The sequence below is a fragment of the Streptomyces sp. NPDC107522 genome (assembly GCF_055657525.1).
Genome location: NZ_JBVKAU010000006.1, coordinates 339,281 through 354,400, shown reverse-complemented (window position 1 = coordinate 354,400; position 15,120 = coordinate 339,281). Strand labels below are relative to the sequence as shown.

Genomic DNA, 15,120 nt, shown 5'->3' with positions numbered 1-15,120 from the left:
GCGGCGGGGGCCGAGGACCCCGTGTGTGACGTGGCGTTTCCGGTGAAGTGACCGGGGTTTGCGGTGAGGGGCGGGGCCGGGCTGCGCCGGGGCTCACCCCCGGCGCATCTCCTCCGGGCAGGGCGTCCCCCGCGGCACGCCGTAGGGCGCCGCCAGGCGGTAGGTGCCGGCCTTCGGGGCCAGCAGCATCGTCCACTGGTCGCCGAAGGCGTCCTCCTCCGTCTCCATCAGGCAGCCGTTGACGTTGTCGTACGACTTCGGCTCGTCGTCGGGGCGGCTCTTGGACGCCTCCGTCTCCTGCGGCGGGTCCAGCTTCTTGCCCTCCGCGTCGACGATGCTCAGCCAGGGCGAGTAGGGGATACGGATGAGGACGCGGCCCGGCTTGCTCACCCGCATCGTCATCTCGCCCTGCTCGGCCCGCTCGACGACCGCGTTCGGCTCGGCGAGCGGCGCCGGGTGGGTCACCTCGAACAGCTGCCAGTTGGCGTCGCCCCACACCTGCCTGAGGTACGGCATGCCGCGCTGCACCAGTTCCCGCTCGCGCTCCGCCGCCGAGGGGTCCGGCTCGTCCTTGGGCAGGACCACGAAGTGCACGGCCCAGCGCTTGAGCCACTCGTAGTAGTTCGCCGAGTTGAGGGTGCCGTCGTAGAAGAGCTGGTTGCGCTTCATGTCGGCCTGGCGGTTCCAGCCGCGGGCCAGGTTGACGTACGGCGCGAGGGCGGCGGCCTCGCGGTGGGAGCGGGCCGGGACCACCTCGACGCGGCCCTTCTCGGCACCGACCTCCTGGAGCTCGTTGACCAGCGGCGCCAGGTCGCGGGCCCAGGACGCCTCCGGGGCGGCGTGGATGATGTCGTCGACCGTCTTGTAGCCGATCCAGCCTGCGAAGGTGAGCAGGGCCAGCACGCCCGTGTACCACTTGCGCGAGCGCGGCACCGTGAAGGGCAGCGCGGCCACCAGGGTCATCCCGCCGAAGAGCATCGCCAGGCGGGTGATGTTGGAGCCGATCTGCGAGCTGATCACCCACACGAGGACGACTGAGAGGCCGTAGACCGCGGACACCAGCCGGACCGTCTTCCAGTCCTCGGGGACGATCACGAAGGTCGCGGCCGCGAGCAGCAGCGGCAGGATCACCGAGCCGATCACCATCGGCTGCGTGCCGGAGAAGGGGAACAGCCACGCCGACACGGCCACGACGGCGGTCGGCGCGAGGCCCAGCGCCCAGGCGCCCGGCCGCCGCTTCTGCAGGAACAGCGCCACCGCCACGAAGCCGACGAACAGGCCGGCCACCGGTGACGCCATGGTGGCGAGCGCGGCCAGCGGGGCCGCGCACAACGCCTTCGCCCACCGTTTGTAGCGCCAGCGGTGCGGCCAGCAGAACACGACGGCGACCGCGCCCAGCGCGAACATCATGCCCAGGCCGAAGGTGACCCGCCCGGAGATCGCGTTGCAGATCAGCCCGAAGACCCCGGCGAGCGCCGCCCACAGGGGGTTCCTGACGGACCGGCTGCGCAGGAGGACCAGCGTGAGCAGACCGGCCGAGATCGTCCCCGCGATCATCATCGTCGTACGGACACCGAGGACCGACATCAGATACGGCGACACCACGCTGTACGACACCGGGTGCATGCCGCCGTACCAGGCCAGGTTGTACGCGGAGTCCGGGTGCCTGCCGACGAACTCGGCCCAGGCGTCCTGGGCCGCGAGGTCGCCGCCGCTGCTTGCGAACGTGAAGAACCAGACGACGTGGAGGAGTCCGGCCAGGGCCGTGATCGACAGCACCGGGTGGCGCAGCAGACGCTCACGCAGGGTGAGGGCGGCGGCGGTCAGACGGGACGGCGGTCTGTCCTCCGGCCGGCTCTGTCGGTCTCCCTGGCGCGGCGCGGGCACGCGTATTCGCGGACCGGCTCCCCGTCCAGGATCGGCGTCGTCGGCGCGTGTCGGCTCCGCAGTGGCCACTTGTGAGGCACTCCCCGTGCTGTCCCGTCTTCTGTTCTGGCCGCGTCCCGTGTCCCGCGTGTTCTCGGCTCAGACCCTGAAGGTTCTCCGGCCGTGCCCTGTGAGCGACGACCTGCCCGTTTCGTGACGCTAGCACGCACCCCGCCGGGCGGCTCCCCCGGCGGGATGCGTGCTGGGTGTGGTTCGGCTGCCGGTGGGTCAGGCGATGCGGGTCAGCTTCTGGGTGAAGCCGGGTTCCGCGAGGTCCGTCTGGAGGGCCACCGGAACCTTGACCGCGCCGCTGGTGCCGTCACCGACGGTGAGCGTGCCCACCTTGGTACCGGCCTTCGCGGTGTGCGGGACGTCGTCGGCGTCGAAGGACAGCTTCACCTTGAAGCCGGGCCAGCCGACGGCTGTGACGTCCTCGGTGAGTACGACCGGGGTATGGCCGCCGAGGCCGTCGTCGACGTATCCGACGACGTCGCCCTTCTTGAGGATCTTCGCCGAGGTCAGCTCGTCCTGGGCGGCCAGCATCGCGGTCTTGCTGACGTCGTTCACCGTCTGGATGATCGGCGACTTGTGCTGGCCGAGGATGGCGCCGACGAGTGTCACGGTCTCGCCGCCGACCTCCTTGCGGGCGGCGAAGAGGAGGTTGCCGCCGGCCGCGGTGGTGGTGCCCGTCTTGATGCCGATGGCCCCGTTGTAGGGGACGAGATAGTTGTAGTTGTAGTGCTTCTTCCCGGACGGGTCGATCCACTGCCCCATGGCCGTGATCTCCATCAGCGCCGGGATCCTGACGAGCTCGTTGCCCAGCTTCACCTGGTCCTCGGCGGTGGAGACGGTGCTCTCCTTCAGGCCGGAGGCATCGGTGTACGTCGTGTTGGTCATGCCGAGTTCCTTGGCGGTGGCGTTCATCTTCTCGATGAACGCCTTCTCGGTACCGGCGTCCCAACGGGCCAGGAGGCGGGCGATGTTGTTCGCGGACGGGATCATGATGGCCGCGATCGCGTCGTGCAGGGTGATGACGTCACCCTCCTTGACGGTGTTGAGGGTCGACTCGCCGTCCTTGTCGTAGCCGCCCTCCTTCTCCGCCAGGGCGTCGATCTTGATCTTCTCGCCGTCCGCGCCCGACTTCAGCGGGTGGTCCTTGAGGACGACGTACGCGGTCATGGCCTTGGCGACGGAGCCGATGGCGACCGGGGTCTGCTTGCCGAAGTTCCCCATCGTGCCGATGCCGTTGACGTCCATCCAGCCCTGGCCCTCGCCGGGCCAGGGGAGGGACGCCTTGCTGCCGTCGAATGTGTACGACTCTTCCGCGGTGAGGGCGAGGGTGGGGGTGGGCAGGGGGCGTACGGCCTGCGCGATCGCAAAGATGATCGCGAGGAGCAGGACCAGGGGGGTCCAGATCTTGATCCGCCGGATGGCCGTGCGGACGGGGGTGTCCGGGGGCGGAGGGGTGTTCGTCAGCTCGGCCAGCAGGTCCAGCGGGGGCTTGGGGGGCAGGGGCTGCTGGGTGGTGCGCTCGGGGCCTACCTGGGGGATGGCGGCGGTGACGTCGGGGGCGGATGCCTGCGGCGCGGGGGCGGGGGCCTTCGGCGTGGTGCCGGGGGCCTTCGGGGTGTCCTGCCTGATGTCCGGCTTGAGTGCGACGAACTTGCTGGTGCGCTCGGAGGGGGCCTCGGGCTTGGGGGCCTTCAGCATGGTGGTGGGCTGGTCGACCTGGGGCCGCTTGGGGCGTACGGCCTTGAAGACGGCGGTCGGCTGATCGACGGCCTCGGCTTCGCCTTCGGCCTTGGTGTTCCCACCCGCACCACCCGTGCGGCTCTCGTCGCCGGGTGCGGGTGGCCCCTGTGGGGGGTCCTCGCCGTCGGCGGCTGCGGGTGCGTCGGCGGGGGCGGTGGCTGCGGGGGTGTCGGCAGGCTCGGTGGCCGCGGGCGCGTCAGCCGGTTCGGTGTCACCCGGCGCGTCAGCGGGTTCGGTGTCGGCGTGGGGGTTGTCGGCAGCGGTGTGGCCGGCAGGGGCGTCGTCAGCAGCAGTGCCCTCGCCAGGGCCGTCGTCGGCAGTGGTGTCGTCGGCGGCCGCGGCTTCGCCGGTCTCGGCGTCCTCGGCGACGGCAGCCTCGGGGGACTCGCTCGAGCCCTCACCGGCCGCCTTGGCCGCCGCGGGGACCTCGCCGGCGCCGGAAGCCCCGGCAGGCTCGGCGTCGGTTACCTCGTCGGATGCCTCCGTGTCGGGCTCGGACTCGGCCTTCGCCGAGCTGTCGGCCTTCGGTGCCGTGTCGGCGCCCTTGCCGTGCGCGTCGGCCACCTTGGCGTCCTTGTCCGCCGTGTCCGAGGAAGCCACCCAGGCAGCCACAGCCGCCCTCAGCCGGTCATCACCCGGCGCATCAGCGTCGTCACCCTTGCCGGACGCCTCGGAGCCGGCCCCGTCCGCGGCACCCCGCGCGCGCTCGGCCTCCGCGACCTCGGCGTCTCCGCCGCGGGCCTCCACACGCCCAGCCTCGGCGTCCCTCGCACTGCCGACCCCTGCGTCGGCGTCGCCGGACTTCGCACCCTCGGCGCGCGCAGCCTCGCCGTCCCCGGCGCCCTCAGCCTCGGCCTCCGCGCGTCCATGCCCCGCGCTCTCAGCCTCGGCCCCCGCGCTCGGGTCCTCGGAGTCCACAGCCGGCGCGCTCGCGTCCTTGGCCACAGCGGTCCCGTTCTCGGCACCCTGAGCCACGGCGTCCGCGCCCCCGGCCTTCCCGTTCCCGGCACCCCGGGCCACGGCGTCCGCGCCCCCGGCCTTCCCGTTCCCGGCACCCCGGGCCACCGCGTCGGCCTCCCCGGCCCCCGCTCCCGCCTCCGCCTCGGCCCTCGCCAGTTCCGCTCGGACGGCCTCCAGCTCGCGGCGCGACAGTACGCGCGTCGCCGTGTCCACGCTGGCGTGGGAGTCGGTGGACCGGCCCTGGAGCGGGGAGCTCGGGCCCTGGGGCGAGGCGCTCTCGCGGGCCATGGCCAGCCGGGGGTCACGTGTCTGGGGCACGCCGGTCCGTGCGGGGGCGGCCGATGCGGGCCTGGACTCGGGAACCGGATTCGCGCTCCCCGACGTCGGTTGTGCCGACGACTCGCGCTGCTTCGACTTGTCGGGGGACTCGCCCGCCACCGATGCCTCCTCCATGTGCCCCGCACGCCCTGCGTGCGTCTGCCGAACCGTGAGCCGTCGCCCGGACACCGCGCCCGTGCGCCCCCGTGCCGCTGTCCGAACCATGTACCAGTGTCCTGTGCGCGGCCCTCTGCTCCTGCGGTAGACGAGAACGACATACCTACCGGTTCCCTCACGAACCGGTCACGCACCCTCGACAGACCAATGTGAGAGGGGTCACCCTGTCATTCATCCACGCGGGGAGGCATGGATGGGCAGGAGCCGCAGAACAATTCCGGAGGAGCTTCTGCTGCTGGCGTTGGACCCGGCCACGGGAACCACCGCACAGCCGCAGTCGCTCGACCTCGGTCTGGCCGGAGCACAGCTAGTGGAGCTGGCGCTGGCCGGACGGATAGCCCCAGACGGGGATCGTATCGCCGTGGTAGTACCACGGCCGACTGGAGATCCGACACTGGACTGCGCGTTGGAGTTGCTGCGAAGGCGTGGCGCTCCCGTGCGGGCGGTGAACTGGATCGGCGGGCCCCGGCTGGGGCTGCGCCAGACCTACCTCTCGCATCTGGAGCGGTGCGGCATGGTGCATGCCGTGGCGGGTCAGATGTGCGGGGTGTTGCCGACGACTCGTTATCAGGCGACCGACAACGCCATCAGCCGGGAGATCAGGGCCCGGCTGGATTCAGCGATCCGCACCGGCGTACCGCCGGACCCGCGGACCGCGGCGCTCGCCGCCCTGGCACACGCGGTCGGCCTCGGCAAGCACCTGTACCCGGGGAACGAGGGGCGGTCCTCTCGTTCGCGGTTGCGGGATCTGATCAGGCACGACCCCATGGGCGGTCTCGTCGCGCACGCCGTGATGGACGTCCAGAACGGCGTGGCGGCCCAGCCGCGCCGCAGCCCGGCCCCGGCCGGCCGGCAGGCCGCCCCCGGAGGCAGGGCCGCAGCGGAACCCGCCCGTGGCGTTCCGGTGCAGCCGCGCCGCGGATCCATGGCGCGCGTCGTGGCCCACTGAGCCGCAGTCCCACGACACGGGCCGCGGCACCCACGGGGCCATGTGCTCGACCAGCACCACACGCTTCACATGCTCCATACGCTCCACACGCACACCGAGCGCCGCGCCGCAGTCCCCCAAGACCGGTTCGGGAGCCGCTGGTCCGCGCGGGGCGACGGGACCGTACGTCCGTACACACGGACGGGGACAAACGGTTCCGCCGCCCCGCGCGGCCGCATGTGCCGGGGGTTTCCCGGGGTTTCCCCGAACTGGCGTGTATCCAGCGCATATCCACCGTTTCCCAGCGGTAGGAAGCTCCTTGGTGGCAGTCTGCTCAACAGCAGATACGCAAAGTGGCAAACACAAGGCAGGCAGCCGGAGGTGCACGTCCCGTGGCGTCCAATGTCAATCCCACCGTCAGGCGACGCCGGCTGGGCCAGGAGCTGCGCCGGCTCTGTGAGCTCAAGGGCATGACGGCCGAAGAGGTGGCCGAAAGGCTGCTGGTGTCGCAGTCCAAGATCAGCCGGCTGGAGAACGGGCGGCGCAGCATCAGCCAGCGCGACGTCCGCGATCTGTGCGGTGTCTACGAGGTGGAGGACCACCGGATCGTGGACTCGCTGATGCAGATGGCCAAGGACTCGCGGCAGCAGGGATGGTGGCATTCGTTCGGTGACATTCCGTACAGCGTCTATATCGGGCTGGAGACGGACGCGGCGAGCCTGAGGGTGTACGACCCGCAGGTCGTCCCCGGGTTGTTGCAGACCAAGCAGTATGCGGAGGCCCTGATCGCGGGGGCGTTGCCGGAGACGGCGTCGGCCGAGATCGAGAAGCGGGTCCAGGTGCGGATGCGCCGACAGGAACGAATCTCCACCGAGGAGAACCCGCTGCGCCTGTGGACCGTCCTGGACGAGGCCGCCCTGCGCCGGGTCGTCGGCAACCGCTCCCTCATGCGCGACCAGTTGGAGCAGCTCGTCGAGCAGTCGCAGCTGCCGCACGTCACCGTGCAGGTGATCCCCTTCGACATGGGCGCGCACCCGGGCCTCAACGGGCAGTACGCGATCCTCGAGTTCCCGGACGCGGCCGACTCCAGCGTCGTCTACATCGAGGGCGTGACGAGCGATCTGTACCTGGAGAAGGCGAACGACGTCCAGAAGTACAGCGTGATGTACGAGCACCTGCGGGCACAGGCCCTGAACGTCGAACAGTCCCGCCAGTTCATCGCGGACATCGCGAAGGACTACGCGCGCTGAGAAGCGCCGTACGGTACACCGTCCCCCGGCCGGGATGGAAGACTCCAATGGAATATGCCACCCAGCCGAGTGAATAGTCGCTTCGTCAGCCGATGTTGGCGAGTAGCGTCGATCACGCCACCGAGCAACAAGGTTGGCGTGAATCGCCTTACGGGTCCCGGTCCGGACGCGTGAGGCGGTGACAGCAACTCAACATCTGGCAATTCGGAGCAAACATGGCAATTCGTCAGGGTTCCACGGACACGTGGACCAAGTCCTCGTACTCCACAGGAAACGGCGCGTGCGTCGAGGTCAAGTCACCGGTCACGGCGGCCATGGCGGTGCGGGACTCCAAGGTTCCCGAGGGCCCGATCCTGGCGTTCCCCGCTGACGCGTGGAACACCTTCGTGGCGTCGGTCAAGGCGTAAGGGGCGGGTCTGTCTGATCCTCACCCTCAACCGACCTCACGATCGACAACTGCACAAGCACCACAGGTAGAGCCCTCTCGACCAGCCCGCCGTCCTTGCCGAGGGGGCTCGGCTGTGCCTGCACCCCCATCCCCTCCCCGCCGCCGCGGGACGCCTCCCCGCCTCCCCGCGTCAGCGCAGCTCGGCCACGTACCGGTCCGTTCCGGGGATCGTGGGTACGAAGGGCGCCACCAGTTCCACCCGGCCCAGACCCGACTCGTCGATCGTCCTGCCCAGGTCGGCGAAGTGCCCCTCCCAGCATCGCCTCGGGTCCGTCTCCAGGAACCACAGAAGGGTCAGGCGGGTGTCGACGCCCTCCACCTGCTTGACGTAGGACATGCGGTCCAAGGGAAGGGGCGTGGGCCGGAAGATCGTCACCATCGCGGCCGGGGAACCCGCCAGGCGCCCCGGCAGGTGCCGGGCGCGCAGCCACTCCAGCAGTTCGGCGCGCTGCTCGGCCGAGTCGGCGTCGAGGACCTCGACCACCAGGCCCGCGTAGGGGTGGTCCAGGGCGTGGAAGTCGCGGGGGCCCGCCGCGCCGTCCCGGTAGACCGTCGCCTCGTGGTCCTGGAAGGCCGTGAAGACGTGGGTGCGGTCCTGGTAGACGCGGGCGTCGCGGTTGAGGCGCTTGTTGATGGCGACCGTCCAGCGCATGTGGTCGTCGTAGCGGCCGTCCGTGATCCAGTACGTCGAGATGTAGCAGCCGGCGGTGACCGGCTGGGCGATCGCCGACTTCTCGGGGTAGCGCAGGAGTTGCAGATCCCTGGTCGCCACCCAGCGGCGGCCCGCGTACATCCAGGGCATCGCCATCGCGCCGGCGTAGTAGTGGTCGTCCTCGTACCAGCGGTTGTAGGCGTACTCGTGGCCCGGGTGCGGTTCGACCATGGTGATCAGGGCGTGGCCGGGGTGGACTCCGTACGGGCCGACGGCGGCCAGTTCGGCGTACATCTCGCTGCGGGTGTCCTCACTCATGCCGTTCCCCTTTCCTCGACTCGCCCATACTCTGACGCTCCGTCAGATATTGCGCCAGGGTCGGGAGGCAGCGGAATGTCACTGCTCGCAGGCAAGACCGTCGTCGTATCGGGAGTCGGCGCCGGGCTCGGTCACCAGGTCGCCGCGACAGTCGTGCGCGAGGGCGGGAACGCGGTGCTCGGGGCACGCACGGAGGCCAACCTCGCCAAGAGCGCGGCCGAGGTCGATCCGGACGGGGCGCACACGACGCACCGGGCGACGGACATCACCGATGAGAGGCAGTGCGAGGCGCTGGCGGCGCTCGCGCGGGAGCGGTTCGGGCGGATCGACGCGGTGGTCCATGTGGCCGCCCTGGACAGCCATTTCGGGGGTCTGGAGGACGCCGACTTCACCACCTGGCAGTCGGTGATCGACGTGAACCTGCTGGGGTCGTTGCGGATGACGCGGGCGTGCCTGCCGGCACTCAAGGAGTGCGGCGGCTCGGTCGTCTTCATCGGGACGCAGTCCTCGGTCGCCGCCCCTTCCCAGGTGCGGCAGGCGGCGTACGCGGCGTCGAAGGGGGCTCTGACGAGCGCGATGTACTCGCTGGCCCGGGAGCTCGGCCCGCACCGCATCCGGGTCAACACCGTACTGCCGGGCTGGATGTGGGGGCCGCCGGTGCGGGCGTACGTCCAGTTCGCCGCGCGGACGGAGGGCGTGCCGGAGGCGGATGTACTGAAGCGGCTGACGGAGCGGATGGCGCTGCCCGAGCTGGCAACGGACGGAGATGTGGCCGACGCGGTGGCGTTCCTGGCTTCGGACAGGGCAAAGTCCATCACAGGGCAGTCGCTGCTGGTCAACGCAGGGGAGCTGATGCGTTGAGTTCACATGGATGAACTCAGACTCTCATGCCGAACACTTTTACCTCCCCTTGACCGTACGCTCACTTGTCGTGCTCACGCGACAGCGCCCACGATGAGCGCCGGGCTGATCCCTGGGAGGGCGCACATGAACGGTCTCGACTGGGCCGTGCTCATCGGCTACTTCGGCGTGATGGTGGCGATCGGCGTCTGGTCGCACAAGCGGGTGGACAACGTCAGCGACTTCTTCACCGCGGGCGGCAAGATGCCGTGGTGGCTGTCCGGGATCTCGCATCACATGTCCGGATACAGCGCGGTGATGTTCACCGGGTACGCGGGCATCGCCTACACCTACGGCGTCACGTCCTTCGTCACCTGGTCCTTCCCCATCGCGCTCGGCATCGCCATCGGCTCGAAGCTGTTCGCGCCGCGCATCAACCGGCTGCGGTCGCGGCTGCATGTGGCCTCTCCGCTGGAGTACCTGAAGAACCGTTACGACCTGAAGACCCAGCAGGCGCTGGCCTGGTCCGGCATGCTGCTGAAGATCGTGGACGTGGGCGCGAAGTGGGCCGCGATCGCGACGCTGCTGTCGGTGTTCACCGGGATCTCGCTGAACCAGGGCATCCTCATCACCGGCACCATCACGGCGATCTACTGCACGATCGGCGGCCTGTGGGCGGACGCGCTCACGGAACTCGGCCAGTTCGTCATCCAACTCCTCGCCGGTGTCGCGATGTTCGTGGCGGTCCTCATGGAGCTGGACGACAAGGGCATCGGCTTCTTCGGCGCCTGGGACGAACCGGAACTGCAGGGCCACGGCGATCCGCTGGTGGGGCCGTACGGCACGGTCTTCCTGCTCGCCTTCCTCTTCATCAAGCTCTTCGAGTACAACGGCGGCATGCTCAACCAGGCCCAGCGCTACATGGCCACGTCCAGCGCGTACGAGGCCGAGCGCTCGGCACGCCTGTCGGCGATCCTCTGGCTGGTGTGGCCGGTCGTCCTGTTCTTCCCCATGTGGATGTCGCCGCTGCTGGTCACGTCGGAGAAGGGCGACGGCTCCGACTCGTACGGCCTGATGACCGAACAGCTCCTCCCTCACGGCCTGTTGGGCCTGGTCATCGTCGGCTTCTTCTCCCACACCATGGCCATGTGCTCCTCCGACGCCAACGCGATCGCGGCCGTCTTCACCCGGGACTGCGCGCCGGTGGTGTGGCGGCGGGCGCGGGCGTGGAGCGAGGGTCAGGGGCTGCGGGTCGCCCGGATCGCGACGGTCGTCTTCCTCGGCCTGTCCATGGCGGCGGCGACCCAGGTCAACTCCCCCACCTTCGGCAGCATCATCATCGTCGTCATCAAGTGGGTCGCGGGTCTGATGGGCCCGATGGCCATCCCGATGATGCTGGGCCTACTGCGCCCGTTCCGCCGCTCCGGCCCGACGGCCGCGCTGACCAGCTGGTCGCTGGGCCTGCTCACCTTCTGGCTGGTCAACTACCCGATCAGCTGGCAGATCGAGGGCGGCGTCCCGCTCCAGTACCAGGTCTCGATCCCGCTGGCGGTGTCGATGGTCCTGTACGTCCTCGTCGGCTTCATCAAGCCGGAGGACACCCCGGAGCGCCTCGCGATCATCGAGAAGCTCAACACGGACGGGGACGGGGCCGCGGCGGCCGCGATCCCGACGCCGGCGGGGCCCTCGGACGCCGTGGTGCCCACGACGTCCAAGGACTGACTCCCGTTCCTGTGGCCTGCTGTCAGTTCGTCGGCACCTCACCGATCCGGTCGAGGTCAGGCTCGCGGATACCGGGCGAGCCAGCCCGGCGACGACCCGGCCGGTCCGTGCAGGGCCGGGCCCTGGGTCATCTCCATGGCGAAGTCGTCGGCGAGTTCGAGGATGGTGGGGCGGCCTTCCAGTTCGGCCAGCCAGGCGGGCGGGAGGGCCGTCTCGCCGTGCAGGGCACCGAGCAGCCCGCCGGTGAGCGCGCCAGCGGCGGCGGAGGGCCCGTCGTGGTTCACGGCGAGGCAGAGGCCGTGCCGTATGTCCTCCCCCACCAGGGCGCAGTACACGGCGGCCGCGAGCAGCCCGTCCGCCGAGCCGTCGGCCGCGAGCTCCTCCACCCGCGCCGGGGTGGGCATGCCCTGCCGTACGGCGCCCAGCGCGTGCTGCAAGGCGTCCGACACGGGCTCGTGCCCGGGCCGCAGGGCGAGCAGGGCGCGCGCCCGCTGCACGGCCCCGTCGAGGCTCTCCCCGCAGGCGAGGCCGTGCACGATCACCGCGTACGCGCCCGCCGACAGGTAGGCGACGGGGTGGCCGTGGGTCTGCGTCGCGCACTCCACGGCGAGCTGGACGACGAGTTGCGGCTCCCAGCCGACGAGCAGCCCGAAGGGCGCCGAACGCGCGGTGGCCTCGGGGCCGAGCTCGGCTGCGTTCTTGGGCGACTCCAGCGTGCCCATGGTGTCGTCGCCGAGGCCGAGCAGGAGGGCGCGGGTCGGGTCCCGGCGGGCGTACAGCCACTCCTCGCGCGCCAGCCACCCGTCGTCCTTACGGCGCTCGTCGGGCCCCCAGTCGCGCTGCGTGGCGGCCCAGCGCAGATACGCCCGGTGCACGTCGGTCGGCGGATGCCAGGCGCCGGTGTCCCGTCTGACCTGGGCTCTTATCAGCCCGTCGACGGAGAACAGGGTCAGCTGCGTGAGATGGCTGACGGCACCGCGCCGCCCGTACCCGAACCCGAGGTCGAGCAGCCCCTCGGGGCCGTACTGCTCCTTGATCTCGTCCAGCCCGAGTCCGTCGACCGGAGCGCCGAGGGCGTCCCCGACGGCCGCCCCGAGCAGCGTGCCACGCACCCGGCTGCGGAAGTCCTGCTGCTCGGTACGGCCCCAGACGGCGCCGGCTGTCGCACCCACCAAGACCTCCCCGTGACACTGTCCGTCCGCACGACAGTTCGTCACTGTAATCGACCGGGGACGATCGGTTCAGGATGTGGTTCGGTATGCGAGGTGTGGCCGAAGTGAACCCAAGTGGGCGGCAATGAGCAGCCTTCACGAGGAGTTCACGGCGGACAGCCGGGCGGCGTGCTCCTCGTCGTCGGCGGCCCGGGCGTCGTCGCCGAGCCGGCGGTGGACGGCAGCCCGCTGGAGCAGCGCCCAGGCGTACGACGGCCTGCGCTCCAGGACCCGGTCCAGGTCGGCCAGGGCCTCCTCGTAGCGGCCGAGGTTGGCCAGTGAGGCGCCCCGGCTCGCGCGGGCGGAGCCGTACCCGGGCTCCAGGGCGAGCGCGTGGTCGTAGTCGGCGAGGGCCTCCTCGTCCCGGCCGGCGACGCGCAGGGCGTCACCGCGCTCGCAGCGGACCCAGGCCCAGTCGGGGTCCAGGGACACGGCCCGGTCGAGGTCGGCCAGTTGCCGTGCGGGGTCGCCGAGGGCGCGGTGCACCCGGGCCCGGCGGACCAGCGCCCACGGGTAGTCCGGCTTGAGCTCCACGGCCCGGTCGAGGTCGGCGAGCGCCTCGTTGAGCTGGTGGCGGCTGAGGCGGACGGCTCCGCGGGAGGCAGCGGCGAAGGCATCACGGGGGCTGAGTTCGAGCGCCTTGTCCAGGTCACGGATCGCCTGGTCGTGGTGGTCCAGGACGCGGTGGTACTCGCCGCGCAGGGCGAGGCTGCGGGAGTCGTCGGGGGCGAGTTCGAGGGCGCGGTCCAGGTCGGCGACGGCCGTGTGCCGGTCGCCTGCCAGGTCGTGGGCGATGGCGCGACCGCGGTAGGCACGCGCGGCCGTCATGGGGTCGAGCAGGACGCTCCAGCCGTACTCGACCGGCCCTTCCCCTGGCACGGAGACCACCGGACCGACATACGACGCGCCACCTTGCTGGACCACCCCGGCACCGGGAGGTGCGGTGCCGCTCGACACCGGCGCGACGGGCACCGGGCGCCTGTCGAATCCCGTGCCCCGCAGCACGAGGTCGAAGGCCGCGGCCGTCCCGCCGCCGGCGAGCGCCTCCGTCAGCCGCCGTCCCCACTCGGCCGGCGCTCCCGACTCGGCGTCCCGCCCCGCCTCCACCAGCACCCACGCCCATCGCGAGGCGACGGACTCGCCCTGCTCGCAGGCGGCGACGACGTCCCCCAGCACGCTCGTCAGCGCCGACCGCTCCCCCGCGCACAGCAGGTGGTACAGCTCCGCCAGCCGAAGCTCCCGCCACCCCTCGTCGGCCCACAGCTCCTCGGCGCCGCGGCCGGCTTCGGCCTCGGTGCGCCACTGCCGGAACACCGAGGCGAGCGCCTGCTGCCGGGCCGCCCATGCCCTGGGCGCCTGCTGCCGTTGCAGCCGCAGCATCGGCGCCCGCACGACGTCGTGGTACCGCACCCGGCCGCCCCGCTCGCTGACGAAGGGCAGGTTCCGCAGCCACGCGTACAGGGCGTCCGGTTCGGTGTCCGCGGGCTCCACGACCGCCCGGAACACGTCCGCGTCCAGCCGCCGCGGCAGCGCACACGCCAGCGCGACCGACCGCCGTACCGGATCCGCCTCCCACTTCAGGAACCTCTCCACCGCCGTGGCGCTGGGATCTCCCACGTCGGCCGGGTCGGCGGGGCGGCTCTCCGCGAGCGTCGACACGAGCACCGGCAGTCCGCCGGTGAGGCGCAGCACCTCCGAGACGACCGGTTCGGCCACCACGCCCTTGCCGGCGAGCAGGTCCCGCGCCTCCGGCTCGGTGAACGGCTGCAGCGGCAGGTCGGTCATGAAGTCGCCGAAGCCGCCCCAGCGGACGGAGTCGAAGGGGAGCTGACCGGCCGTCACCACGACGAGTGTCGCGGGCAGTGCGCCGTACCGCTGCGAGGTCATCACGGTGTGCAGCCAGCCGTCGAGGAACGGGCCGGTCCGTTCGTACGTGTCGAAGAAGAGGACGATCCACGGCACGGCGGACGCGGCCTGGACGAGTTCGTGCAGGAGCACCGGGGTGAGCACGGTCTCCGGGGCGAGGACGAGCTGCAGGTCCTCGTGACTGCGGAAGCGAGCACCCAGACCGGATCTCAACCGCTCGGCGCCCTCGGCGAGTTGGGCGGGGTCCAGCGCGCCCGCGAAGGCCCCGATCCCCGGCACCATCCCCAGCCCCACCAGACCGGCCCGCGCCACCACCATGCTGCCCGCCGACGGACCCGGCGGCTCCGTCGGCGACGCGGCGACCGCCGCGAGCTCCGCCTCGTGCCGGCGCTCCCGATGCGCGACCAGCAGCCGGTCGAGTTCCTTGAACCGCCGTCCCTGCGAGGCGAACTGACGGCTGATCGCCTCCAGCACCTCCGGCACGCTTCCCGCGCTCTCGTCGACGTACGCGGTCAATGCGCCACGTTCCCGGGCGACTTGCTCCATCTCCCGCACCAGGAAGGTCTTGCCGACACCCGCGTTGCCGTGCACGTGGAAGAGGAACCGGTGCCGCTCGTCCTCCGGCGAGGTGTCGAAGTTGGCGCGGAACGCGGCCCGTTCGGCGCCGCGGCCCACGAATCCGGCACGGCTGCGCCTGGCGATCAGTTCCTGCATCGACGGTCGCGACTGCGGCACGCGTCGTCCTCCCCCTC

Annotated in this window: 10 protein-coding genes; 5 read left to right on the top strand and 5 right to left on the bottom strand. The window is 71.1% G+C overall.

What is annotated here, in order from left to right; genetic code table 11:
• Positions 1–93 precede the first annotated feature (93 nt).
• Together ACZ7L6_RS21925 and ACZ7L6_RS21920 are read right to left on the bottom strand one after the other, a co-directional pair.
• Positions 94–1,956 carry an MFS transporter gene (locus ACZ7L6_RS21925; RefSeq protein ID WP_471926335.1) on the bottom strand — a complete coding sequence of 621 codons (1,863 nt, stop codon included), beginning with the start codon at positions 1,954–1,956 and terminating at the stop codon, positions 94–96.
• Between the two features lie 198 nt (positions 1,957–2,154).
• The gene (locus tag ACZ7L6_RS21920; protein WP_471926333.1) at positions 2,155–5,076 is read right to left on the bottom strand and encodes a D-alanyl-D-alanine carboxypeptidase; all 2,922 of its coding nucleotides are present in this window, start codon (positions 5,074–5,076) and stop codon (positions 2,155–2,157) included.
• A 250-nt stretch (positions 5,077–5,326) separates the two neighbouring features.
• On the opposite strand from ACZ7L6_RS21920, the gene ACZ7L6_RS21915 reads away from it, so the two are divergent.
• The 3 genes from ACZ7L6_RS21915 to ACZ7L6_RS21905 all read left to right on the top strand — a co-directional run bounded on the left by ACZ7L6_RS21915 (position 5,327) and on the right by ACZ7L6_RS21905 (position 7,718).
• Positions 5,327–6,082, top strand: a complete 756-nt coding sequence (locus ACZ7L6_RS21915) for a GOLPH3/VPS74 family protein (protein ID WP_471926331.1) — start codon at positions 5,327–5,329, stop codon at positions 6,080–6,082.
• Between the two features lie 371 nt (positions 6,083–6,453).
• Complete coding sequence (locus tag ACZ7L6_RS21910) at positions 6,454–7,311, top strand: helix-turn-helix domain-containing protein (RefSeq protein ID WP_471926329.1); 858 nt, start codon at positions 6,454–6,456, stop codon at positions 7,309–7,311.
• Positions 7,312–7,526: 215 nt separating this feature from the next.
• On the top strand, positions 7,527–7,718 hold the full coding sequence (locus tag ACZ7L6_RS21905; RefSeq protein ID WP_031478698.1) for a DUF397 domain-containing protein: 192 nt from the start codon (positions 7,527–7,529) through the stop codon (positions 7,716–7,718).
• Between the two features lie 171 nt (positions 7,719–7,889).
• Here the strand turns inward: ACZ7L6_RS21905 and ACZ7L6_RS21900 are convergent, their stop codons facing one another.
• Positions 7,890–8,729, bottom strand: a complete 840-nt coding sequence (locus tag ACZ7L6_RS21900; RefSeq protein ID WP_471926327.1) for a hypothetical protein — start codon at positions 8,727–8,729, stop codon at positions 7,890–7,892.
• A gap of 75 nt (positions 8,730–8,804) precedes the next feature.
• On the opposite strand from ACZ7L6_RS21900, the gene ACZ7L6_RS21895 reads away from it, so the two are divergent.
• Complete coding sequence (locus tag ACZ7L6_RS21895) at positions 8,805–9,590, top strand: SDR family oxidoreductase (protein WP_471926325.1); 786 nt, start codon at positions 8,805–8,807, stop codon at positions 9,588–9,590.
• Positions 9,591–9,716: 126 nt separating this feature from the next.
• Entirely contained in the window at positions 9,717–11,291 is a 1,575-nt protein-coding gene (locus tag ACZ7L6_RS21890; protein ID WP_471926323.1) for a sodium:solute symporter family protein, read from the top strand.
• 56 nt (positions 11,292–11,347) lie between these two features.
• Here ACZ7L6_RS21890 and ACZ7L6_RS21885 read toward each other — a convergent pair whose 3' ends face one another.
• Positions 11,348–12,463: an ADP-ribosylglycohydrolase family protein gene (locus ACZ7L6_RS21885; protein ID WP_471926321.1), complete on the bottom strand. Its 1,116-nt coding sequence runs from the start codon at positions 12,461–12,463 to the stop codon at positions 11,348–11,350.
• Positions 12,464–12,598: 135 nt separating this feature from the next.
• Positions 12,599–15,082: a tetratricopeptide repeat protein gene (locus tag ACZ7L6_RS21880; protein WP_471926811.1), complete on the bottom strand. Its 2,484-nt coding sequence runs from the start codon at positions 15,080–15,082 to the stop codon at positions 12,599–12,601.
• Positions 15,083–15,120 lie beyond the last annotated feature (38 nt).